The organism is Paraburkholderia sp. EG287B, assembly GCF_040965595.1.
In the GTDB taxonomy this organism is placed as follows: domain Bacteria; phylum Pseudomonadota; class Gammaproteobacteria; order Burkholderiales; family Burkholderiaceae; genus Paraburkholderia.
This window is the reverse complement of sequence record NZ_JBFRCG010000021.1, coordinates 120,560-141,934: the sequence shown is the minus strand read 5'-3', so window position 1 is coordinate 141,934 and position 21,375 is coordinate 120,560. Positions and strand designations below refer to the sequence as shown.

General features: G+C 66.5%; 19 protein-coding genes and 1 pseudogene. 13 read left to right on the top strand and 7 right to left on the bottom strand.

Annotation, left to right across the window (positions count from 1 at the left end; all coding sequences use genetic code 11):
• Window positions 1–3: 3 nt before the first annotated feature.
• The 4 genes from trpD to AB4Y40_RS33500 all read left to right on the top strand — a co-directional run bounded on the left by trpD (window position 4) and on the right by AB4Y40_RS33500 (window position 3,615).
• Window positions 4–1,035 (top strand): anthranilate phosphoribosyltransferase, encoded by a 1,032-nt coding sequence (gene trpD, locus AB4Y40_RS33515; RefSeq protein WP_324151377.1) that lies wholly within the window; start codon window positions 4–6, stop codon window positions 1,033–1,035.
• Window positions 1,036–1,063: 28 nt separating this feature from the next.
• Window positions 1,064–1,849 carry an indole-3-glycerol phosphate synthase TrpC gene (trpC, locus tag AB4Y40_RS33510; RefSeq protein WP_368691495.1) on the top strand — a complete coding sequence of 262 codons (786 nt, stop codon included), beginning with the start codon at window positions 1,064–1,066 and terminating at the stop codon, window positions 1,847–1,849.
• A gap of 11 nt (window positions 1,850–1,860) precedes the next feature.
• Entirely contained in the window at window positions 1,861–2,487 is a 627-nt protein-coding gene (locus AB4Y40_RS33505) for a CYTH domain-containing protein (protein ID WP_368691494.1), read from the top strand.
• Between the two features lie 168 nt (window positions 2,488–2,655).
• Window positions 2,656–3,615: a uracil-DNA glycosylase gene (locus tag AB4Y40_RS33500; protein ID WP_368691493.1), complete on the top strand. Its 960-nt coding sequence runs from the start codon at window positions 2,656–2,658 to the stop codon at window positions 3,613–3,615.
• Window positions 3,616–3,710: 95 nt separating this feature from the next.
• On the opposite strand, the gene AB4Y40_RS33495 is transcribed toward AB4Y40_RS33500, so the two are convergent.
• From AB4Y40_RS33495 to AB4Y40_RS33480, 4 genes are all read right to left on the bottom strand, one after another.
• Complete coding sequence (locus AB4Y40_RS33495) at window positions 3,711–4,307, bottom strand: FMN-dependent NADH-azoreductase (RefSeq protein WP_069269174.1); 597 nt, start codon at window positions 4,305–4,307, stop codon at window positions 3,711–3,713.
• A gap of 197 nt (window positions 4,308–4,504) precedes the next feature.
• Window positions 4,505–6,295 (bottom strand): M61 family metallopeptidase, encoded by a 1,791-nt coding sequence (locus AB4Y40_RS33490; protein ID WP_368691492.1) that lies wholly within the window; start codon window positions 6,293–6,295, stop codon window positions 4,505–4,507.
• Window positions 6,296–6,430: 135 nt separating this feature from the next.
• Window positions 6,431–7,162, bottom strand: coding sequence for a DsbC family protein (locus tag AB4Y40_RS33485; RefSeq protein ID WP_368691491.1), 732 nt, complete (start codon window positions 7,160–7,162; stop codon window positions 6,431–6,433).
• A 164-nt stretch (window positions 7,163–7,326) separates the two neighbouring features.
• A complete protein-coding gene (locus AB4Y40_RS33480; RefSeq protein ID WP_368691490.1) occupies window positions 7,327–8,499 on the bottom strand; it encodes a UbiH/UbiF family hydroxylase in 1,173 nt (390 codons plus the stop codon).
• Between the two features lie 281 nt (window positions 8,500–8,780).
• Here AB4Y40_RS33480 and ychF point away from each other — a divergent pair, with 281 nt between their 5' ends.
• From ychF to AB4Y40_RS33465, 3 genes are all read left to right on the top strand, one after another.
• Window positions 8,781–9,875 carry a redox-regulated ATPase YchF gene (ychF, locus tag AB4Y40_RS33475; protein WP_368691489.1) on the top strand — a complete coding sequence of 365 codons (1,095 nt, stop codon included), beginning with the start codon at window positions 8,781–8,783 and terminating at the stop codon, window positions 9,873–9,875.
• Between the two features lie 38 nt (window positions 9,876–9,913).
• Window positions 9,914–11,578 (top strand): energy-dependent translational throttle protein EttA, encoded by a 1,665-nt coding sequence (gene ettA, locus AB4Y40_RS33470; protein ID WP_321927886.1) that lies wholly within the window; start codon window positions 9,914–9,916, stop codon window positions 11,576–11,578.
• A gap of 156 nt (window positions 11,579–11,734) precedes the next feature.
• Complete coding sequence (locus AB4Y40_RS33465; RefSeq protein ID WP_368691488.1) at window positions 11,735–12,889, top strand: DUF748 domain-containing protein; 1,155 nt, start codon at window positions 11,735–11,737, stop codon at window positions 12,887–12,889.
• Between the two features lie 37 nt (window positions 12,890–12,926).
• Here the strand turns inward: AB4Y40_RS33465 and AB4Y40_RS33460 are convergent, their stop codons facing one another.
• The 3 genes from AB4Y40_RS33460 to AB4Y40_RS33450 form a co-directional block, all read right to left on the bottom strand.
• Window positions 12,927–13,550 (bottom strand): HAD family hydrolase, encoded by a 624-nt coding sequence (locus tag AB4Y40_RS33460; RefSeq protein WP_368691487.1) that lies wholly within the window; start codon window positions 13,548–13,550, stop codon window positions 12,927–12,929.
• A 77-nt stretch (window positions 13,551–13,627) separates the two neighbouring features.
• Complete coding sequence (locus AB4Y40_RS33455; protein WP_368691486.1) at window positions 13,628–15,442, bottom strand: aminopeptidase P family protein; 1,815 nt, start codon at window positions 15,440–15,442, stop codon at window positions 13,628–13,630.
• 79 nt (window positions 15,443–15,521) lie between these two features.
• Window positions 15,522–15,779: a hypothetical protein gene (locus AB4Y40_RS33450; RefSeq protein ID WP_368691485.1), complete on the bottom strand. Its 258-nt coding sequence runs from the start codon at window positions 15,777–15,779 to the stop codon at window positions 15,522–15,524.
• 195 nt (window positions 15,780–15,974) lie between these two features.
• Between AB4Y40_RS33450 and AB4Y40_RS33445 the strand changes: the two genes are divergently transcribed.
• The 6 genes and pseudogenes from AB4Y40_RS33445 to AB4Y40_RS33420 all read left to right on the top strand — a co-directional run bounded on the left by AB4Y40_RS33445 (window position 15,975) and on the right by AB4Y40_RS33420 (window position 21,357).
• The gene (locus tag AB4Y40_RS33445) at window positions 15,975–16,721 is read left to right on the top strand and encodes a response regulator transcription factor (RefSeq protein ID WP_368691484.1); all 747 of its coding nucleotides are present in this window, start codon (window positions 15,975–15,977) and stop codon (window positions 16,719–16,721) included.
• 27 nt (window positions 16,722–16,748) lie between these two features.
• A pseudogene (hemA, locus tag AB4Y40_RS33440) lies at window positions 16,749–18,014 on the top strand (glutamyl-tRNA reductase); the annotation flags it as partial.
• A gap of 219 nt (window positions 18,015–18,233) precedes the next feature.
• Entirely contained in the window at window positions 18,234–19,316 is a 1,083-nt protein-coding gene (gene prfA / locus AB4Y40_RS33435; protein WP_368691483.1) for a peptide chain release factor 1, read from the top strand.
• A 13-nt stretch (window positions 19,317–19,329) separates the two neighbouring features.
• A complete protein-coding gene (prmC, locus tag AB4Y40_RS33430) occupies window positions 19,330–20,172 on the top strand; it encodes a peptide chain release factor N(5)-glutamine methyltransferase (RefSeq protein ID WP_368691482.1) in 843 nt (280 codons plus the stop codon).
• A 111-nt stretch (window positions 20,173–20,283) separates the two neighbouring features.
• Entirely contained in the window at window positions 20,284–20,595 is a 312-nt protein-coding gene (grxD, locus tag AB4Y40_RS33425; protein ID WP_028214777.1) for a Grx4 family monothiol glutaredoxin, read from the top strand.
• 138 nt (window positions 20,596–20,733) lie between these two features.
• Window positions 20,734–21,357, top strand: a complete 624-nt coding sequence (locus AB4Y40_RS33420) for a UbiX family flavin prenyltransferase (protein WP_342925179.1) — start codon at window positions 20,734–20,736, stop codon at window positions 21,355–21,357.
• Window positions 21,358–21,375: the final 18 nt, after the last annotated feature.

Sequence of the window (21,375 nt, the reverse complement as noted above, 5' to 3'; positions counted from 1 at the left end):
ACCATCATGATTACCCCGCAGGAAGCGCTTCAGCGCACGATCGAGCATCGCGAGATTTTTCACGACGAGATGCTCCACCTCATGCGCCTCATCATGCGCGGCGAGCTTTCGCCCGTGCAATCGGCGGCCATCCTCACCGGCCTGCGCGTGAAGAAGGAGACCATCGGCGAGATCACCGCCGCCGCGACGGTGATGCGCGAGTTCGCGAATCACGTCGAGGTGAAGGACAACTCGAACTTCATCGACATCGTCGGCACCGGCGGCGACGGCTCGCATACGTTCAATATCTCCACGGCTTCGATGTTCGTGGTCGCGGCGGCCGGCGCGAAGGTCGCGAAGCACGGCAACCGCGGCGTCTCGAGCAAGTCCGGCAGCGCCGACGTGCTCGAGGCACTCGGCGTGAACATCGACCTGCAGCCGGACCAGGTGGCCGCCTCGATCGCCGAAACGGGCATGGGCTTCATGTTCGCTCCCAACCACCATCCCGCGATGAAGAACATCGCCGCCGTGCGCCGCGAACTGGGTGTGCGCACGATCTTCAACATCCTCGGGCCGCTCACGAATCCGGCCGGCGCGCCCAATCAGCTGATGGGGGTGTTTCATCCGGACCTCGTCGGCATCCAGGTGCGCGTGATGGAGCGTCTTGGCGCAAAACACGTGTGCGTCGTATACGGCAAGGACGGCATGGACGAAGTCTCGCTCGGTGCGGCCACGCTCGTCGGCGAACTGAAGGACGGCCAGATTCGCGAGTACGAGATTCACCCCGAAGACTTCGGCATGCAGATGGTCTCGAACCGGTCGCTCAAGGTCGAAAACGCCGAAGAGTCGAAGACGATGCTGCTCGGCGCACTCTCGAACGAGGCGGGCACCGCGCGCGAGATCGTCACCCTGAACGCGGGCACGGCGCTCTACTCGGCGAACGTGGTGGACTCGATCGCAGAAGGCATCACGCTTGCGCGCGAGACGCTCGCCAGCGGCCGCGCGCGCGCCAAAGTCGACGAACTGGTACGCTTCACGCAACAGTTCAAACGCTGATCCAGCACCGTTTTTTGCCTCCGAACATATGAGTGACATCCTCGAAAAGATCATCGCGGTCAAGCGCGAAGAAGTGCGCGCCGCCGAGCAGAGCGCCCCGCTCGAAGAATTGCGTCTACAGGCGGGCACGCGCGACCTGCGCGACTTCGTCGGCGCCTTGCGCGCGAAGCACGACAACGGCCAGGCCGCCGTGATCGCCGAAGTGAAGAAGGCCAGTCCGTCGAAGGGCGTGCTGCGCGAAAACTTCCAGCCCGCCGAAATCGCGCGCTCGTACGCCGAGGGCGGCGCGGCCTGCCTCTCCGTGCTGACCGACGTGCAGTTCTTCCAGGGCAGCGCCGCTTACCTCGAAGCCGCGCGCGACGCGTGCAACCTGCCGGTGCTGCGCAAGGACTTCATCGTCGATCCGTATCAGGTCGTCGAAGCCCGCGCGATGGGCGCCGACGCGATCCTGCTGATCGCCGCCGCGCTCCAGCCAGGTGAAATGCGCGATCTCGAAGCGCTCGCGCATTCGCTCGGTCTCGCGGTGCTCGTCGAAGTGCACGACCGCGCCGAACTCACGCACGCGCTCACGCTGAAGACGCCGCTCATCGGCATCAACAATCGCAATCTGCGCACGTTCGAAACGACGCTGGAGACGACCATCGGCATGCTCGACGACGTGCCCGAAGACCGCATCGTCGTGACCGAGTCGGGCATTCTCTCGCGCGCGGACGTCGAGAAGATGCGCGCGCTTTCCGTGCACACGTTCCTCGTGGGCGAGGCGTTCATGCGCGCCGAACAGCCGGGCGCGGAACTCGCCCGCATGTTCTTCTGATCGCGCGCATCATGGGTATCGAACGCGAAATCAAGCTCGCACTGCCGCGCGACCAGGTGGACGCGGCGCGGCGCCTCTTCGAGACGCGCGCGGGCAAGCCGGGTCGCGCCATCCGGCTCGAAAACATCTACTTCGACACGCCGGCGCTTGCGCTCGCGCGCGCAAAGAGCGCGCTGCGCCTGCGCCGCGCGCCCGAAGGCTGGCTGCAGACGTTCAAGACCGTGGGTGTGGCGCAAAACGGGCTGCACGCGCGGCACGAATGGGAAATGCCGGTGGCGGGCGAAGCGCTCGAAATCGACCGGCTGCTGCACGAATGCGATGAAGCCGGTGTTTCGACGGCGCTCTCCGATGCCGCCGCGAACCTGATCCCGCTCTTTCGCACCGACTTCCAGCGCACGCTGTGGACGCTCGAAGTCGACGGCGCGCAAGTGGAAGCGGCCATCGATCAGGGCGAAGTCACCGCGGAAGTAAGCGGCGAAACGCGGCGCACGCCGATCTGCGAAATCGAACTCGAACTGAAGTCGGGCGACGAAGCGGCATTGCACACGCTCGCGGCGGAACTCGCGCAGGCGCTGCCAGGCCTTGCGCCGGACGACATCAGCAAGGCCCAGCGCGGCTACAAGCTGCGCGAAGGCTGAGGACGACGCGGCGCGGCCTCGGCGCGCCGCGCAAACGCGCCCACTTGCTCGAGGAAAGCGCGAAAAGGTGCTGTTAGTTGCAACATCAGCGCCGATGCCGCAAAAGGCCGCCCTGCCGCGCTCGCGCCGGATTGAATCGCCGCGCAATTGCTGCGACACTTGCCGCCCATGACCTCCACGAAACGCCCGCGCGTCGCGATGCCGGTGCAGGCCTCGCTGTTCGACGACTTTCTGTCCGACACGGCGCAAGGCACGCTCGACGAGCCGCCGCTGCCCGAAATCGACCCGCGCCAGATCACGATCTTCTCGCTGTTCGACGCCGACGAATTCCCGCCGCCCGAGCGCACGCACGCCGTTATGCCCGCCCCCGCCATGCCCCACGAACCCGCCATGCCGCTGGCCACCATCGACACCACGCGTCTTGAAGACCAGTTCGACGCGCTGCCCGCCGCCTGGCGCGAGCTGCTCGCGCCGTTCATCGCGAGCGACGCCTACGCGCCGCTGTGCCGCTTCGTCGACGACGAGCGGGCGGCCGGCAAGACCGTCTATCCCGCCGACGTATTCCGCGCGCTGCGCTTGACCTCGCCCGACGACGTGAAAGTCGTGATCCTCGGCCAGGACCCGTACCACGGCGAAGATCGCGGCACACCGCAGGCGCACGGCCTGGCGTTCTCGGTGCCGCCCTCGGTGCGCCCGCCGCCTTCGCTGCGCAACATCTTCAAGGAGATCGCGGCGAGCCTCGGCATTCAGGCGCCGACGCACGGCTGTCTCGACGCCTGGGCGCGCCAGGGCGTGCTGCTGCTGAACACGGTGCTGACCGTCGAGCGCGCGAGCGCCGCGAGCCACGCCAAGCGCGGCTGGGAGCGCTGCACCGACACGCTGATCGAGCAACTCGCCGCGCGCCACGAGCACCTCGTGTTCATGCTGTGGGGCGCGCACGCGCAGAACAAGCGCGCGCTACTCTCGGGTGCGCATTGCGTGCTCGAAGCGCCGCATCCGTCGCCGCTTTCCGCGCATCGCGGCTTTCTCGGCTGCGGGCATTTCGCGCAGGCCAACGACTATCTGCAGGCGCACGGCCGCCAGCCGATTGACTGGCGTTTGCCGGAGGAAGGCCTCGTGCTCGCCTGAGCCGCTTGAGCCTCGCGACGCGCGACGCGCAAAAAAACGCCACGAGATCGCTCTCGTGGCGTTTTTGTTTTTACCGCCGTCGATCGTGCTGCGCTTTACGCTGCAGCGATCGCCTCACGCGCGCCTGCGAGCGCGGCGCTTGCCGCGTCCGGGCCCATGTTCAGGCCTTCGGCGAAGATGAAATTCACGTCGGTCATGCCGAGGAAGCCGAGGAACGACTTCAGGTACGGCGTCTGGCTGTCGTGCGCGGTGCCTTGATATTTGCCGCCGCGTGCCGAAACGACATGGACCTTCTTGCCGTTCACGAGGCCTTCGGGACCGTTCGCGGTGTAGCGGAACGTGATGCCGGCGCGCGCGATCCAGTCGAAGTACGTCTTGAGCTGCGACGAGACGCCGAAGTTGTACATCGGCGCACCGATCACGATGATGTCCGCTGCCTGCAGTTCCGCGATCAGCGCTTCGCTGCGTGCGGCGATGGCCTGCTGCTCCGGCGTGCGCTGCTCGGCCGGCGTGAAGAACGCGCCGAGCACGGCGTCGTCGAGGTGCGGCAGCGGATCGGCTTGCAGGTTGCGCGTGACGACTTGCGCGCCCGGATTCGATTGTTGCAGCCTGGCCGTCAATTCGTTGACGAGCAGCGTCGACTGGGCGCCTTGCGAGCGGGCGGCGGAATTGATTTGCAGGATCGTGGTCATGGTGGCTCCTTCGGGTCTCAGTTGCGCAACGTTGCGCGAGTGAAGGCATTGTGTTTTTTTACCGCGCCCCGAAAAAGTAGTCCACCGACGACGGATTGTTGCAGCGATAGAACAATCCCCGGCATGAAAAAACGGCGTGGGATCCGTCACCCCACGCCGCTGAGGGTGCCCCGTGCCGCCGCGCCCCGCCCGGCGGCTTATGCCGCCAGCCAGCGCTCGCGCAATGCGCGCGCGGGCGTACGCTTGTCGGAGGCGGCGAGCTTGTAGCGCGCGACTTCGGGCGCATCGAGGGTCAGACGCGCGACGCGAAGCTCGTCGCGGCGGAACGCGTGGATGTCGACCTTCGTGCCCGGCTGGTAGCGCGAGAGCAGCGCGTCGAGATTCGAGCCCGTCACGCGCAGGCCGTCGAGCGCAACGAGCGCGTCGCCGGCCGAAAGCCCCGCCTTCTGGGCCGCGCCGCCTTCGTAGACCACGGCAAGCGTCGCCTCGGCACCGCCGCGCAGCCGCGCGCCGAGCGACGGCTTCGCGCCGCGCTCGGGCTCCCCTTCGAGCGTCACGCCGAACGGCTCGAACAGCGCCGCGAGCGGCAGGTCGCGCGTGCCGCGCACGGCGTCGCTGAAGAGCGCGCCCAGCTCCACGCCCGTCGCCTCGGCGATCAGCGCCTCGACATCGTCCTCGCCCACGCCCACCGGCTTGCCGCGATAGAAGTCGCGCCCATAGCGCTGCCACAACAGGCGCATGACGTCGTCGAGCGACTTGCGGCCGTTCGTCTGCGCGCGAATCGCGAGATCGAACGACAGCGCCACGAGCGAGCCTTTGGTGTAGTAGCTCACGATCGCATTCGACGCGTTCTCGTCCTGGCGGTAGTACTTCACCCATGCGTCGAACGAGCTTTCCGCGACGCTCTGCTTCAGGCGTCCCGCCCCGCGCAGCACGCCGGCGATCGTCTTGCCGAGCAGGCCGAAGTACTCGTCTGCGGAAATGAGCCCGCTGCGCACGAGCATGAGGTCGTCGTAGTACGACGTGAAGCCCTCGAACAGCCACAGCAGCGACGTGTAGTCCTCGCGCGTGAGGTCGTACGGCACGAACGCCGCGGGCTTGATGCGCTTCACGTTCCACGTGTGGAAGTATTCGTGGCTGCACAGGCCGAGATAGGTGCGATAGCCGTCCGACGTCTCAGGCTTGCCCTTCACCGGCAGGTCGGTGCGATTGCAGATCAGCGCCGTCGATGCGCGATGCTCGAGGCCGCCGTAACCGTCGCTCACGGCCTGCGTCATGAACACGTAGCGCTCCATCGGCGCGCGCTTCGTGCGCGGCTCGAACAGCGCGATTTGCGCCTCACAGATCTTCTTCAGGTCGGCGGCGAGACGCTCGGTGTCGAGCGCGACCACGCGGCCCGCGATCACGATGTCGTGCGGCACGCCGTGCGCCTTGAAGCTCGCGAGCGTGAACTCGCCGAGCGTGACCGGATGATCGATCAGTTCGTCGTAATTCGTGGCCGTGTACTCGCCGAAGCCGTAACGCTTGGTGCCGCGCGCTTCCGTGAGCGCCGTGCCCACGCGCCAGTGGCGGTAGGCGTGCCCGTCCGGACGCTGAATATCGACCGCGTGCTGCGCCTCCTCATGGCCGAGCGCCGCGAGAAACACGCTCGTGCCGTTGAAGAAGCCCACCGTGTCGTCGAGATGCGCCGCGCGCACCGACAGGTCCCACGCGTAGACCTCGTAGCGCAGCGTGAGCGCGCCCTTCACGGGCGCGGCCTGCCACGAGTGCTTGTCGGTCTTCGTCGCGCGCACCTTGCGGCCCGCGTCGTTGAAGGCGCGCAGCGTGACGATGTTGCGCGCGAACTCTCGCACCATGTAGCTGCCCGGGATCCACACGGGCAGCATGAAGCATTGGCCGTCCGGCGCGGGGTCTTCCACGGTGAGCGTCACCTCGAACAGATGCGCGGCGGGATTCTTCGGGACGATGGTGTATCGGATCGGCTTCATCGGCGGGATCGGTGAGAGATTCGGTCAGCAGACGCTGCAATGCAATTTCAGTATGCCCGGCGGAAAAAACGCACAAAAAGCGCCGGGCAAAAAAAGCACCGGCCGCGAAAGCGGCCGGCGGGTTCGGGCGTTGCTTCAGTGGGCGGCGCTCAGCGCCTTTTCGAGCCGGTCGCCGCTGACGGCACCGGGCAGCCGCGTGCCATCGGCGAGGATCACGGTGGGCGTGCCGGTCACGTTCATCTTCTGGCCGAGCGCGAGATTGCTGTCGATGGCGGCCGTGTCGCACGTGCCGGCTGCCGTAGGCGCCTTGCGGTCCACCATCCACGATTCCCACGCCTTGCCGCGGTCGGCCGAGCACCAGATCTGCTTGGCCTTCGCCGTCGAATCCGCCGAGAGCACCGGATACAGGAAGGTGTAGACCGTCACGTTGTCGATGGACCTGAGTGTGCTTTCGAGCTGATGGCAATACGGGCAGTTCGGGTCGGAAAACACGGCCATCTTGCGCTTGCCGTCGCCCTTCACGACCTTGACCGCGTTCTCGAGCGGCAGCTTCGAGAAATCGACCTTGTTGATTTCGTTCAGGCGCGCCTCGGTGAGATTGCGGTGCGCCTTGGTGTCGATGAGTTCGCCGTTGAGCACGTAGTCGCCGCTGGCGTCGCTGTAGACGATCTGCGTGCCGAGATTGATCTCGTAAAGGCCCGGCATGGGTGCCTTGGTGATGCCCTTGATATCGCTGGCGTCGATGCCGAGGCGCGTCTGCAGCGCCGACCTGATCTTGTCGGTGGTCTGGTCGGCCTGGGCCGAACAGCCGAGCGCCGAGGTGGCTACCGCGATCACGAGCGCGGCAAATCGAATACGCGTTTGCATGGGATGCATTCCTGATTCAGGCGCGCCGCGCAGGGGCGACGCGCGCAGAGTTCCGTTGAATGGCCGGAGCGGTAAGCGCCGCGGGCGCGGCCAATACGCCCATTCTAAGCCGCACTGGCCTCAAGCCACCGAAATGCCTGCTTGCGCAGGCGAGCCCGCTGATATTAGCCGAGCGCCGAGGCCACGAGCCAGCGCTTGAGCAGCGGCTGCGCGCCCACGAACGCCATACCCGTATTGCGTACCGCACGCGCGAGCGTGCCGGGCAACGCGAAGAGCCGCTGCAGACCGTCGGTGGCGACGACGAGCTTCTGGATGTCCTCACGGCGGCCGCGTTCGTAGCGGCGCAGCAGCACGATGTCGCCGAGATCGCGAAACGCCTCTTTCTTCGTGACCACGTCGACGAGCGCGGCCACGTCGCGCAAGCCGAGATTGACGCCCTGGCCTGCCAGCGGGTGAATCAGATGCGCGGCGTCGCCGACCAGCACGACGCGCGGCGCCACGAGCCGGTCGACGGTTTGCAGCGACAGCGGAAAGCCGCGCGCGGACGTAACGCATTCGAGCACGCCCAGCTGGCTTTGCGAGACGCGCTCGACTTCGGCGGCAAGCTGCGCCGGTTCGAGCTTGAGCAGTTCGTCGGCATGTTCGCTCTGCGCCGACCAGACGAGCGACACGTGCCGATCGGGCAGCGGCAGCAAGGCGACGATCTCGCCCTCGCGGAACCACTGGTAGGCCGTTTCGCCGTGTGGCTTTTCCGCCCGGAAGTTGGCGACCACGCCGGTTTGCCGGTAATCGCGCCGCTCGACCTTCGAGCCGATCTGCGCGCGCACCCACGAATGCGCGCCGTCCGCGCCGATCGCGAGGTCGGCTTCGATCGTGCGGCCGTTGGCGAGGCCGATCACGGCCGCGTCGGGTTTCACGTCGAGCGTCTCAGCACGCGTGTCGATCCACGCGAGATTGGGCTGGAAGTGCAGCGCGGCGTCGAGCGCGCGCTCGACGACCGACGACTCGGCAATCCAGGCCAGCTGCGCAACCGACGCCTGATAAGCCGAGAAGTGCAGCTCCGCCGCGGCGTCGCCGAACACGCGCATGTCGTAGACGGGCGTGAGGCGCGCGGCGTCGGCGGCCTGCCAGACCCGCAGCCGCTCGAACAGCGCCTGCGAACTGCGCGAAAAGGCGTACACGCGCGCGTCGAACACGGCCCCCGCGGGCAGCGGCGCGCACGGCTGCGCGAGCAGCGCCACGCGCAGGCCGCTCTGGCTCAGCGCGAGCGCCGCCGACTTGCCGACGAGCCCGCCGCCGATCACGGCGACATCAAAGGTCTGGTTGCTTGCAGTCATGCGCGCATTATAGCCGGGGGGCCTGTGTGGCCGGCCCGGACGGGCGCGGTGTTGCGGCGCAGCAAGGCGTTGCAGGAAGACGGCCCGGCGGCGCGGCGACACCCGCGGCTAACCCTCACGCGGACGAGGTTACAATTACGGTTTTCGTGACTCCCCGTCACGTCCCCCGACGTGCCACCTGCGCCGCCCCGCCCGCCGCTCCCGCTTTCGCGAGACGCCCGGCCCCGGGCGCTTCGCGCGCGGCGAGCCGCACGTCACCACCCTGACATGCAGAGATTTACATGAGCCTCCAATGCGGCATCGTCGGCTTGCCTAACGTCGGCAAGTCCACCCTCTTCAACGCGCTGACCAAGGCGGGCATCGCGGCCGAAAACTATCCGTTCTGCACGATCGAGCCCAACGTCGGCGTGGTAGAAGTGCCGGATCAGCGCCTGAAGGCTCTCGCCGAAATCGTCAAGCCCGAGCGCGTCGTGCCGGCCGTGGTCGAATTCGTCGACATCGCGGGTCTGGTCGCAGGTGCGAGCAAGGGCGAAGGCCTCGGCAACCAGTTTCTCGCGAACATCCGCGAAACCGATGCGATCACGCACGTCGTGCGCTGCTTCGAAGATGAAAACGTGATCCACGTGGCGGGCAAGATCGACCCGCTCGCCGACATCGAAGTCATCAATACCGAACTGGCGCTCGCCGACCTCGCCACCGTCGAGAAGGCGCTCACGCGCTACTCGAAGGCCGCGAAATCGGGCAACGACAAGGAAGCCGCGAAGCTCGTGGCCGTGCTGGAAAAGGTGCGCGCGCAACTCGATCAGGCAAAGCCCGTGCGCGGGCTCGCGCTGAGCGAGGACGAGCAGGCGCTGATCAAGCCCTTCTGCCTCATCACCGCGAAGAAGACCATGTACGTCGCGAACGTGAAGGAAGACGGCTTCGAGAACAACCCGCATCTGGAAGCCGTGCGCAAGTACGCTGAAGGCGAGAACTCGCCGGTCGTGGCCGTGTGCGCCGCGATCGAAGCCGAAATCGCCGACCTCGAAGACGAAGACAAGATCGCCTTCCTCGCCGACATGGGCATGGACGAGCCGGGCCTCGACCGCGTGATCCGCGCGGGCTTCAAGCTGCTCGGCCTGCAGACCTACTTCACGGCGGGCGTGAAGGAAGTGCGCGCGTGGACGATCCATGTCGGCGATACGGCCCCGCAAGCCGCCGGCGTGATCCACACCGACTTCGAGCGCGGCTTCATCCGCGCGCAGACCATCGCGTTCGACGACTACATCCAGTACAAGGGCGAATCCGGCGCGAAGGAAGCCGGCAAGATGCGCGCCGAAGGCAAGGAATATGTCGTGCACGACGGCGACGTGATGAACTTCCTGTTCAACGTTTAAGCGACACCTTTTTCTTCCCGTTTTCAAAAGACACTCTCATGGCCCAATACGTCTTCACCATGAACCGGGTCGGCAAGATCGTGCCGCCCAAGCGCCAGATCCTGAAGGACATCTCGCTGTCGTTCTTCCCCGGCGCGAAAATCGGCCTGCTCGGCCTGAACGGCTCGGGCAAGTCCACGCTCATCAAGATCATGGCCGGCGTCGACAAGGACATCGAAGGCGAAGCCACGCCGATGCCCAACCTGAACATCGGCTACTTGCCGCAGGAGCCGCAGCTCGATCCGGAAAAGACCGTGCGCGAAGCGGTCGAGGAAGGTCTGGGCGACGTGTTCAACGCACAGAAAAAGCTCGACGAGATCTATGCCGCGTACGCCGAACCGGACGCCGATTTCGACGCGCTGGCTGCCGAGCAGGCGAAGTACGAAGCGATCCTCGCGACGACCGACGGCAGCGCGGAACAGCAGATCGAAATCGCCGCCGACGCACTGCGCCTGCCGGCCTGGGACGCCAAGATCGGCAACCTGTCGGGCGGTGAAAAGCGCCGCGTCGCGCTGTGCAAGCTGCTGCTCGAAAAACCCGACATGCTGCTGCTCGACGAGCCGACCAACCACCTCGACGCCGAATCGGTAGAGTGGCTCGAGCAGTTCCTCACGCGCTTCCCGGGCACCGTGGTCGCCGTGACCCACGACCGCTACTTCCTCGATAACGCCGCCGAGTGGATTCTCGAACTCGACCGCGGCCACGGCATTCCCTGGAAGGGCAACTACTCCAGCTGGCTCGACCAGAAGGAAGAGCGCCTGAAGCAGGAAGAAGCGTCGGAATCGGCGCGCCAGAAGGCGATCAAGAAGGAACTGGAGTGGGTGCGCCAGAACCCGAAGGGCCGTCAGGCGAAGTCGAAGGCGCGTATTGCGCGCTTCGAGGAACTGTCGAGCTCGGAATACCAGAAGCGCAACGAAACGCAGGAAATCTTCATTCCGGCGGGCGAGCGTCTGGGCAACGAAGTCATCGAGTTCAAGAACGTCAGCAAGTCTTATGGCGACCGTCTGCTCATCGACGACCTGAGCTTCAAGATTCCCGCGGGCGCGATCGTCGGCATCATCGGGCCGAACGGCGCCGGCAAGTCGACGCTGTTCCGCATGCTCACGGGCAAGGAGCAGCCGGATTCGGGCGAAATCGTCCAGGGTCCGACCGTCAAGCTCGCCTACGTCGACCAGAGCCGCGACGCGCTGGCCGCCAACAAGACCGTGTTCGAGGAAATCTCGGGCGGCGCGGACGTGCTCACGGTGGGCAAGTACGAAACGCCGTCGCGCGCGTACATCGGCCGCTTCAACTTCAAGGGCGGCGATCAGCAGAAGATCGTCGGCAACCTCTCGGGTGGTGAGCGCGGCCGTCTGCACCTGGCCAAGACGCTGATCTCGGGCGGCAACGTCCTGCTGCTCGACGAACCGTCGAACGACCTCGACGTCGAAACGCTGCGCGCGCTCGAAGACGCCCTGCTCGAATTCGCGGGCTCGGTGATGGTGATTTCGCACGATCGCTGGTTCCTCGACCGTATCGCCACGCACATCCTCGCGTTCGAAGGCGACTCGCAGGTCACGTTCTTCGACGGCAACTACCAGGAGTACGAGGCCGACAAGATCAAGCGTCTCGGCGAAGAAGCTGCACGTCCGAAGCGTCTGCGCTACAAGCCGATCAGCCGCTAGGCAGGCGCGATCGATAGCAAACAACGGCGGCCCGCGGGCCGCCGTTGTCGTTTTGACCGGCACTGCTAGCACGCACGGCATGGCGGTTGCTCGAAAGCCGCTACGCTTAGGCTCACTTGGGGCTTGATCAAGCCCAGCTCCCGCGAGGAATTCCGTATGGCGATGCCGCTGCGCAATCGTGTTGTCCTCATCGTGGCGATCGTCGTCGCGCTGCTCGTGCTCGCGGCGCTGGGCACGCTCTACGCGCTGCAGCGCGAGGCAAAGGCGTACGTGGAGCGCGCGCTCGCGCCCGTCGGCACGGCCGCGAGCGTGAACGTGGCATTCAATCTCTCATACGTCGAGCTCACCGACGTGCGCCTGAAGCCGCCCCCGAACTGGCCGACTGCCGACACGCTGCGCGCCGCGCGCATCACGATCACGCCCGACTTGCGCGCGCTGATCTCGCACCGCGTCCATATTCGCGACGTCACGGTGAGCGATTTCACGATGACGGTGCTGCGCCGGGAAAGCGGCTCGATCCTGATCCTGCCGAATCTGCGAGAAGCGATGGCGCAAAGCGCCGCGCCCTCGAGAGGCGCGCAGGGCGAAAGCAGCCTGCCGCAGCAAAAGGTCATCGACCATATCGGCTTCGAGAACGGCACATTCGACTTCTACGACCGGTCGGTGAGCAATCCGCCTTGGCGCGTCACGGTGAACCGCGCGCAGGCGAGCGTCGACAATATCCAGCTGCCGGCGCTGACGGAGCCCACGCGCGTTTCGGTCGTGGGCAACGTCGTCGGCCCGGCGCACACAGGACGCGTCACTTTCGACGGCTGGATGCAAATCGCGAATAAAGACTCGCAACTCCGCACGACGCTGCGTGGCGTGGATGTGCGCACGATCGATCCCTATCTGCTTAAAAAGGCTGGCGCGAAGGCCAATGTGACGGGCGGCACACTCGACCTCGATCTCAACTCGACCGTGCGCGGCTATCACCTGCACGCGCCGGGCATCGTCACGCTGCACAACCTGCAACTCTCGGAAAGCGGCGACGCGGTGGACACCTTCCTGTCGATCCCGACGCGCGCCGCCGTGGCCGCATTGAAGGCGCACAAGGGTGAAATCACGCTGCATTTCGTGCTCGACGGCAACCTGCGCGACCCTAAATTCAAGCTGAACGAAAACCTGATGACGGAGTTGCGCGCAGGGTTTGCGCAGGCGCTCGGGGTGAGCGCGGAAGGGGTGGCGAAGGGCGCCGGGCAAACCGCAAAGGGTATCGCTGACGCGCTGCGCAGCCTGCTGCAGCCGGTGCCGGCGCCCGCTTCGAAATAGCGCGGGACGCCGGCTTTAGCCTGCCTGGTTGAGCTGCTTAGACCGGTAGGCCGAGTTCGCGCAGCTTCGCGTCGGTGGTGGCGTTGCTCGTGTGGTGCACGCCGTGCCAGCCGAGCGCCGTGGCCGCTGCGGCGTTGTGCGCGTTGTCGTCGATGAAAACGAGTTCCTCGGGCTTCACGCCCGGCAACTGTGCCTCGATGCGGCGGAACATCTCGTGGAAGATCGCCGGATCGGGCTTCACGAGCTTCACGTGGCCCGATACGACGATATCGCGGCAGCGCCGCAGGATGCCGAAGCGCTCCCACGCCCACGGAAACGTCTCGGCCGACCAGTTCGTGAGACCGAAGATCGGCATGCCGGCCGCCTCCAGGCGCTCGAATGTCGCGACGCCCCCGGCGAGCAAGCCGCCGATCATCTCGTGCCAGCGCTCGTAGAACGCGCGAATGAGCGCTTCGTGCTCGGGAAACGCGGCGACCAGTTCCTCCGTGCCCACGGCAATGGGCTCGCCGCCGTCCTGGCGGACCACCCAGTCCATCTTGCAGACGTGCGCGAGAAACCAGCGGCGCTCGTCGTCGTTGGGAATCAGCTTGCGATAGAGATACTCGGGGCTCCAGTCCACGAGCACCCCGCCGAAATCGAACACCACTGCCTTGATCGCCATGCGTTTCTCGCTCTGCTTGATCGCTATCCGATCGTTATCTGATCGTTCTCTGATTCGTTGTCGGGATGCCAGGGAAATCAGATCGGCTGCGTGCGCTTTTCGAGCCACGCGAGCGCATCGCCGCTCACGTGCGGCGCCACGCGCACGCGCACCGTCTGGTGGTACGCATTGAGCCACTCGCGCTCGTCCGCACGCAGGAGCGCGAGATCGATGCATCGCGTGTCGATCGGGCAGAGCGTAAGCGTCTCGAAGCTCAGGAACTCGCCGAACCCGGTAGTTTCGGCGCGCTGGTTGAGCACGAGATTCTCGATACGCACGCCCCATTTGCCCGGCCGGTAGATGCCCGGCTCGACCGAGGTGATCATGCCTTCTTCCATCGCGGTCCAGGGCTCGGCCGGCGCGTAGTGCGAAATGACCTGCGGACCTTCGTGCACGTTCAGGAAGTAGCCCACGCCGTGGCCCGTGCCGTGGCCGTAATCCGCGCCCGCTTCCCAGATCGGCGCGCGCGCAATCGCGTCGAGCATCGGCGAGCGAATGCCGCGCGGGAATTTCGCGCGCGAGAGCGCCATCATGCCCTTGAGCACGAGCGTGAAATCGCGCTTTTGCTCCGCACTCGGCGAGCCCACGGGCACGACGCGCGTGATGTCGGTGGTGCCGTCGAGGTACTGGCCGCCCGAGTCGATCAGCAGCAGGCCATTGCCTTCGATCACGCTATGCGACTCGGGCGTGGCGCGGTAGTGCGGCATCGCGCCGTTCGCGTTGAAGCCCGCGATGGTCGCGAACGACAGCGACTTGAAGCCCGCACGGCGCGCACGCGCGGCCGAAAGCTTTTCGTCGATGGTCAGCTCCGTGATGGTCTCGCGGCCGAGCGCCGCCTCGAACCACGCGAAGAATTCGGCGAGCGCCGCCCCGTCCTGCTCCATGGTCGCGCGCACGTGGTCGGCTTCGGCGGCGGTTTTGCGCGACTTGAAGAACGTGCTCGGATTGACCGACTCCACGAGCTTGACCGCCGACGACACCGCCTGCAGCAGGCCATACGTCACGCGGCGCGGATCGACAAGCAGCGCGGCCTTCGCGGGCAGCGCCGCGAGCGCGGTCGCGGCTTCGGCATACGGCGCGACGCGCACCTGGTCCTTCGCGAGCGACTGCACGAGCGCCTCGCTCACCTTGCCGTCGGCGACGAAGAGCGTCGCGTCGTCGGGTCCGATCAGCGCGTGCGCGACGAACACCGGGTTGTAGTTCACGTCCGCGCCGCGCAGGTTGAAGAGCCAGGCGAGGTCGTCGAGCGTGGAGATGAAGTGCCACTGCGCGCCCTTCTCCTGCATCGCGCGGCGCAGCTGGTCGAGCTTGCCGGCGCGGCTCGTGTCGGCGTGCGGCGCGACGTGCTCGTAGACGGGCTCGAGCGGCAGCGACGGGCGGCCTTGCCAGACATCGTCGAGCAGATCGAGGTCCGTGCGCAGCGCGACATCGCGCGCCTCGAGCGCCTCGGCCAGCGCGCGCGCCGAGGCGACGCCGAGCACCGCGCCGTCCACGGCCACCGCGCCGCCCGCACTCACGTTCTGTGCGAGCCAGTCGATGTGCGGCGCGCTCTGCTGGCCGCCCATCATCTTCATGAGCGCGATGCCGGTGCCGGCCAGTTGCTGCTCGGCCTGCACCCAGTAGCGGCTGTCCACCCACACGCCCGCGAAATCCTTCGTCACCACGAGCGTGCCCACCGAGCCGGTGAAGCCCGAAAGCCACTCGCGCCCCTGCCAGCGGCGCGGCAGGTACTCGGACAGATGGGGATCGGCGGAGGGCACGAGGGCGGCATCCACGCCGGCACGCGTCATCGCGGCGCGCAGGGCGGCAATGCGTTCGGGAATCGAGGAGGTTTCGGGGAGTCGGGCGTTCATGTTTTCACCTGCAAAGAATTCGAAGCGGAAGATCGGGGTTCGGCCAAAGGCTGCGTCTCTGAGGACCGGCTGTACGTGACTAGCTGCGCCGCGCGCGCAGTGCCACGCTCACGCCCACGAAAACGAGCGCGAGCGCCGTGCAAAGCGGCCACTGGAGCAACTCCCCATCGTAGAAAAGGCCGGTCGCATTGCCCGCCGCGTTCGCGAGCGCCGCGCCGAGCACGCCGGCCACGGCCGCCAGCGCGAGTCCGTGACGTGCGGCGCGGCGCAGGGGATGGAGCCACCACCCCGCACAGCCCACCGCCAGACCAAGAATGACGATACCGGGCCAGCCCATTAAGGACTTGTCCTATAGGTTTTCGGATAAGTCCGATAGGACCGCCGAAGCACGAGAGCTAGCATTTGTAGCCTGATTAGTCTCTATTAAAACTGGAAAACGGTCGGCTCGGCGCTTCCCGCGTAGCGGTTGAGTGTAGGGGGCGGGATTGCGCAAGGCAAGCGCGTCCGGGCCGCCCCAGCCGCACTCTCTCGTATGCGAATCGCCCTTGTCGAACCGGACACCCGTCAGGCCGAAACCCTCGTCCGCCTGCTCATTGCGGGCGGGCACGCGTGCCACCACTTCCCGCTTGGCGCACAACTCTTCGAAACGCTCGAACAGGAAACCTTCGACCTGCTGATCACAGCGTGGTGCTGCGGCGACGTCGGCGCCGACGACCTCATCCCCCAGGCGCGCAAGCTGCTGCCGGGTCTGCCCGCAATCGCGCTGATGCTCGCGCCCCATGAAAGCGAAATCGTCGCGAGCCTGCAAGCCGGCGCGGACGACTGCATCGCCAAGCCCGTGCGCGGCCCCGAAATGCTCGCGCGCATCGACGCGCTCCTGCGCCGCGCCGGCGTGCGCCGGCCGCGCAACCGCGCCCGCCATGGCTTCGGCGACTACCTCTTCGATTCCGGCCGCTACGAAGTGTCGTTTCGGGGTCAAACCGTCACGCTCACGCCCAAGGAATACCGTTTCGCGCTGCTGCTCTTCACCAATGCATCGCGCCCCGTTTCACGGGCGCGCATTCTCGAAACCGTGTGGAATCTGAACCGCGACGTTCGGTCGCGCACGCTCGACACCCACGCCTCCCGGCTGCGCAGCAAATTGCAGCTCGGGCCCGAGCACGGCTGGCGTTTGACCACGTTGTATGGCTATGGCTACCAGCTCGAACGGCTCCCCATATCACCTGCTGGAGTGTCGGACTCTGTCGGCGCGAATGTCGGAAGCGAGGAAAAGTTATAATATCCGCCTAAATCTCGCCCCCATGGTATGCAGCTTCTAACGATCGGAATCAATCACCACACCGCGCCCGTCGCCTTGCGCGAACGCGTGGCGTTTCCGCTCGAACAGATCAAGCCCGCGCTCGCCCTGTTCAAGGAAGCGTGGTCCGCCAGGCGTTCGCTGAGCGCGCCGGAAGCCGCCATTCTCTCCACCTGCAACCGCACCGAGCTCTACTGCGCGACCGACGCGCAAAGCTCGCGCGACGCCGCCGTGAGCTGGCTCTCGCACTATCACGGCATCCGCGAAGAGGAACTTGCGCCGCACGTCTATACGCTGCCGCAGTCCGAAGCGGTGCGTCATGCGTTCCGGGTGGCTTCGGGGCTCGATTCGATGGTGCTGGGCGAGACGCAGATCGTCGGCCAGATGAAGACGGCGGTACGCGCCGCGACCGAGGCCGGCGCACTCGGCACCTATTTGAACCAGTTGTTCCAGCGCACCTTCGCCGTGGCGAAGGAAGTGCGCAGCACGACCGAGATCGGCGCGCAGTCGGTGTCGATGGCCGCTGCCGCCGTGCGCCTCGCGCAGCGCATCTTCGACAAGATCGCCAACCAGCGCGTGCTCTTCATCGGCGCGGGCGAGATGATCGAACTGTGCGCCGCGCACTTCGCCGCGCAGCAGCCGCGCGAACTCGTGGTCGCCAACCGCACCGCCGAGCGCGGGCGCTACGTTGCGGAACGCTTCGGCGGCCGCTCCATTCCGCTCTCCGACCTGCCCGCGCGCATGCACGAGTTCGACATCATCGTCTCGTGCACGGCGTCCACGCTTCCGATCATCGGTCTCGGCGCGGTGGAGCGCGCAGTGAAGGCGCGCCGTCACCGCCCCATTTTCATGGTCGACCTCGCGGTGCCCCGCGACATCGAGCCCGAAGTCGCCCAGCTCGAAGATGTCTTCCTCTACACCGTCGACGATCTCGGCACGATCGTGCGCGAAGGCAATGCCTCGCGCCAGGCCGCCGTCGCGCAGGCCGAAACGATCATCGAGTCGCGCGTGGCGAACTTCATGCAGTGGCTCGACTCGCGCAGCATCGTGCCGGTCATCCGCCACATGCACACCCAGGCCGACGCGCTGCGTCGCGCCGAGCTCGAACGCGCCCGCAAAATGCTGGCGCGCGGCGACGACCCGTCGGCCGTGCTCGAAGCGCTCTCGCAGTCGCTCACCAACAAGCTGATCCACGGTCCGACGCATGCGCTCAACACGTCGAGCGGCGATCAGCGCGATTCGCTCATCGAACTGATGGGCGGCTTTTACCGCCACGGCCAGCCGGCCAGGACAGACGACGCCGCGCAGCCCGCGGCGGACGTCACCACCTCGCCGCGTTCCGCCGGCTCTTCCGACTCGTCAGACTCGTCCGGTAGCTCGGACCGTTAGCGACGTTCGCGGTCGGGCGCGCGCCATGCGTGCCCTGCACGACCGGGCCACCCGCCCGCCTCTTCTCTCTCGCAGTCCTATCCGGAGCCCGCTCCGCACCGCCCGATGAAAACGAGCATGCAATCGAAGCTCGACCAGCTGACTACGCGCCTGGCCGAGCTGAACGACCTGTTGAGCCGTCCCGACGTGACCTCGAACCGCGACCAGTACCGCAAGCTCACGCGCGAGCATGCGGAACTGGGGCCCGTGGTCGAGCACTACGGACAGTGGCGTCAGGCCAAGGACGACGAGGCCGCGGCGAAAGACCTGCTCTCCGATGCCTCGATGCGCGACTTCGCCGAAGAAGAGGTGAAAGCGTCGCGCGAGCGCATGGCGCAGCTCCAGCACGAATTGCAGATGATGCTGCTGCCGAAGGACCCCAATGACGACCGCAACGTGTTCCTCGAAATCCGCGCGGGCACGGGCGGCGACGAGTCGGCCCTGTTCGCGGGTGACCTGCTGCGCATGTATCTGCGCTACGCGGAGCGCAACCGCTGGCAGATCGAGATGATGTCGGCGAGCGAGTCGGATCTGGGCGGCTACAAGGAAGTGATCGTGCGCATTGCAGGCGAAGCGGCGTACTCGAAGCTCAAGTTCGAGTCGGGCGGCCATCGCGTGCAGCGCGTGCCCGCCACCGAAACGCAGGGCCGCATCCACACGTCGGCCTGCACGGTCGCGGTGATGCCGGAAGCCGACGAAATCGGCGAAGTGGAGATCAATCCCGCCGACCTGCGCATCGATACCTTCCGTGCCTCGGGCGCGGGCGGCCAGCACATCAACAAGACCGATTCGGCCGTGCGCGTGACGCACCTGCCGACCGGCATCGTCGTGGAGTGCCAGGACGACCGCTCGCAGCACAAGAACAAGGACCGCGCGCTCAAGGTGCTCGCCGCGCGCATCAAGGACAAGCAGTACCAGGAGCAGCACGCCAAGGAAGCGGCGACGCGCAAGAGCCTCGTGGGCTCGGGCGACCGCTCGGAGCGCATTCGCACCTACAACTTCCCGCAGGGGCGGCTCACCGATCACCGCATCAATCTCACGCTCTATCGCCTCGAAGCGATCATGGACGGCGACCTCGGCGAACTGATCGGCGCGCTCGTCTCCGAACATCAGGCCGAGCAGCTCGCCTCGCTCGGCGACGCCGATTGAGCGCGCAAGAGCCATGAGCGAAGCCGTTACCGCCGAGGCGCTGCTGCGCGCCACGCCGCTGCCCGCGCTCGAAGCGCGCATTCTGCTGATGCACGTGCTCGGCTGGCGCCGCACCGAACTCATCACGCGCGGCGATCAGGCGCTCGACGCGGCCCGCGTGGACGCCTACCGCGCGCTCGAAGCGCGCCGCGTGCGTGGCGAGCCGATCGCGCAGCTCGTGGGCGCGCGCGAATTTTACGGCCTCGACTTCGATGTGACGCCCGACGTGCTGATTCCGCGCCCCGATACCGAACTGCTGGTGGAAACGGCGCTCGCGGCGCTCGAAGGCGTCGCACAGCCGCGCGTGCTCGACCTCGGCACCGGCAGCGGCGCGATTGCCGTGGCGCTCGCCGCGGCACGCCCCGATGCACGCGTCTGGGCCGTCGATCGCTCGGCGACCGCGCTCGAGGTGGCGGCGCGCAACGCCGCGAAGCTGCTCGACGCCCAGCGTTCTGGCGGCCCGCTCGCGTTCGTGGCGGGCAACTGGTACGACCCGCTCGATGCGGCGCTGCGATTCGAGGCGATCGTGAGCAATCCGCCGTATATCGCCAGCGGCGATCCGCATCTCGAACAAGGCGACCTGCGCTTCGAGCCGCGCGGCGCACTCACCGACGAAGCCGACGGCCTCACCGCCCTGCGCGCGATCGTCGCGGGCGCACCGGCCCGGCTCGCGCCGGGCGGCGTGCTCTGGATGGAGCACGGCTACGACCAGGCGGCCGCCGTCCGGGCGTTGCTGGAAAGCGCCGGTTTTGGGGACGTGCGCTCCGAGCGCGATCTGGCCGGCATCGAACGCATCAGCGGGGGCCGTCTACCGTAGCCCGCCGGCCAGGCACGCTCCCGGCAACGCCGGGCTTGCACGGGCGAAATCCGCTATCATTTCATCCTGCATTCCAACGTATTCAGCATCAATTCAATCGCAAGGTCAGTCATGGACACCCAACAACGCATCAAGCAGATCGTCGACGAAAACGCCGTCGTCCTCTTCATGAAGGGCAACGCGCAGTTCCCGATGTGTGGCTTCTCCGGTCGCGCGGTGCAGATCCTGAAAGCCTGCGGCGTCGATCAGTTCAAGACCGTCAACGTGCTCGAGGACGACGAAGTCCGTCAGGGCATCAAGGAATTCTCGAACTGGCCGACCATCCCGCAGCTCTACGTGAAGGGCGAGTTCATCGGCGGCTCGGACATCATGATGGAGATGTACCAGAACGGCGAGCTGCAGCAGCTCTTCGCCGCGGCGTAATCGCCAGCCACGGGGCGGCATCGGGCGCACGACGTTGCGCCTGTTGCGCCCCGAGCGCCCGGTATGCAACGCCGGCGCTTTTTCAAGAGGCGCATTCGCCTCGACCTCGCCTCGCCTTCGCTTCGACTCCCGCCTGACGTGAATACCGCCCTTCCTGCCTCGTCCGCTATCGCACAAGTGCCGCAACGCCGGCTGATCGTCGCGATCACGGGGGCCACGGGCGCGATCTACGGCGTGCGCATGCTCGACATGCTGCGGCGTCTGGGCGGCGTCGAAACGCATCTGCTCGTTTCTGCGGCCGGCTGGCTCAACATCCAGCACGAGCTGCAGCTCAGCAAGGACGATCTGCACGCGCGCGCCGATGTCGTGCATTCCGTGCGCGACGTCGGCGCGACCATCGCTTCGGGCTCGTTCGCGACCGACGGCATGATCGTCGCGCCCTGCTCGATGAAGACGCTCGCGAGCGTCGCCCACGGTCTCTCCGACAACCTGATCGCACGCGCCGCCGACGTCACGCTCAAGGAACGCCGCCGTCTCGTGCTGCTCGTGCGCGAAACGCCGTTCAACCTCGCGCATCTGCGCAACATGACGGCCGTGACCGAAATGGGCGGCGTGATCTTCCCGCCATTGCCGGCCTTCTACAACCAGCCGGCTTCGATCGACGAGATGGTCGATCACACGGTCGCACGCGTGCTCGACCTGTTCGCGCTCGGGCCCGCGCTCTCGCCCGCCTGGCCGGGGCTGCGCGGCACCGACGAATAAGCGCCGGGCGCATCCTCG

Coding starts and splice junctions, on each gene's coding strand:
- AB4Y40_RS33465 (WP_368691488.1), top strand. CDS start 11,735: ATGGCGATGCCGCTGCGCAATCGTGTTGTCCTCATCGTGGCGATCGTC.
- AB4Y40_RS33460 (WP_368691487.1), bottom strand. CDS start 13,550: ATGGCGATCAAGGCAGTGGTGTTCGATTTCGGCGGGGTGCTCGTGGAC.
- AB4Y40_RS33455 (WP_368691486.1), bottom strand. CDS start 15,442: ATGAACGCCCGACTCCCCGAAACCTCCTCGATTCCCGAACGCATTGCC.
- AB4Y40_RS33505 (WP_368691494.1), top strand. CDS start 1,861: ATGGGTATCGAACGCGAAATCAAGCTCGCACTGCCGCGCGACCAGGTG.
- trpC (WP_368691495.1), top strand. CDS start 1,064: ATGAGTGACATCCTCGAAAAGATCATCGCGGTCAAGCGCGAAGAAGTG.
- AB4Y40_RS33485 (WP_368691491.1), bottom strand. CDS start 7,162: ATGCAAACGCGTATTCGATTTGCCGCGCTCGTGATCGCGGTAGCCACC.
- AB4Y40_RS33450 (WP_368691485.1), bottom strand. CDS start 15,779: ATGGGCTGGCCCGGTATCGTCATTCTTGGTCTGGCGGTGGGCTGTGCG.
- ettA (WP_321927886.1), top strand. CDS start 9,914: ATGGCCCAATACGTCTTCACCATGAACCGGGTCGGCAAGATCGTGCCG.
- AB4Y40_RS33500 (WP_368691493.1), top strand. CDS start 2,656: ATGACCTCCACGAAACGCCCGCGCGTCGCGATGCCGGTGCAGGCCTCG.
- AB4Y40_RS33445 (WP_368691484.1), top strand. CDS start 15,975: ATGCGAATCGCCCTTGTCGAACCGGACACCCGTCAGGCCGAAACCCTC.
- prfA (WP_368691483.1), top strand. CDS start 18,234: ATGAAAACGAGCATGCAATCGAAGCTCGACCAGCTGACTACGCGCCTG.
- AB4Y40_RS33480 (WP_368691490.1), bottom strand. CDS start 8,499: ATGACTGCAAGCAACCAGACCTTTGATGTCGCCGTGATCGGCGGCGGG.
- grxD (WP_028214777.1), top strand. CDS start 20,284: ATGGACACCCAACAACGCATCAAGCAGATCGTCGACGAAAACGCCGTC.
- ychF (WP_368691489.1), top strand. CDS start 8,781: ATGAGCCTCCAATGCGGCATCGTCGGCTTGCCTAACGTCGGCAAGTCC.
- prmC (WP_368691482.1), top strand. CDS start 19,330: ATGAGCGAAGCCGTTACCGCCGAGGCGCTGCTGCGCGCCACGCCGCTG.
- AB4Y40_RS33490 (WP_368691492.1), bottom strand. CDS start 6,295: ATGAAGCCGATCCGATACACCATCGTCCCGAAGAATCCCGCCGCGCAT.
- AB4Y40_RS33495 (WP_069269174.1), bottom strand. CDS start 4,307: ATGACCACGATCCTGCAAATCAATTCCGCCGCCCGCTCGCAAGGCGCC.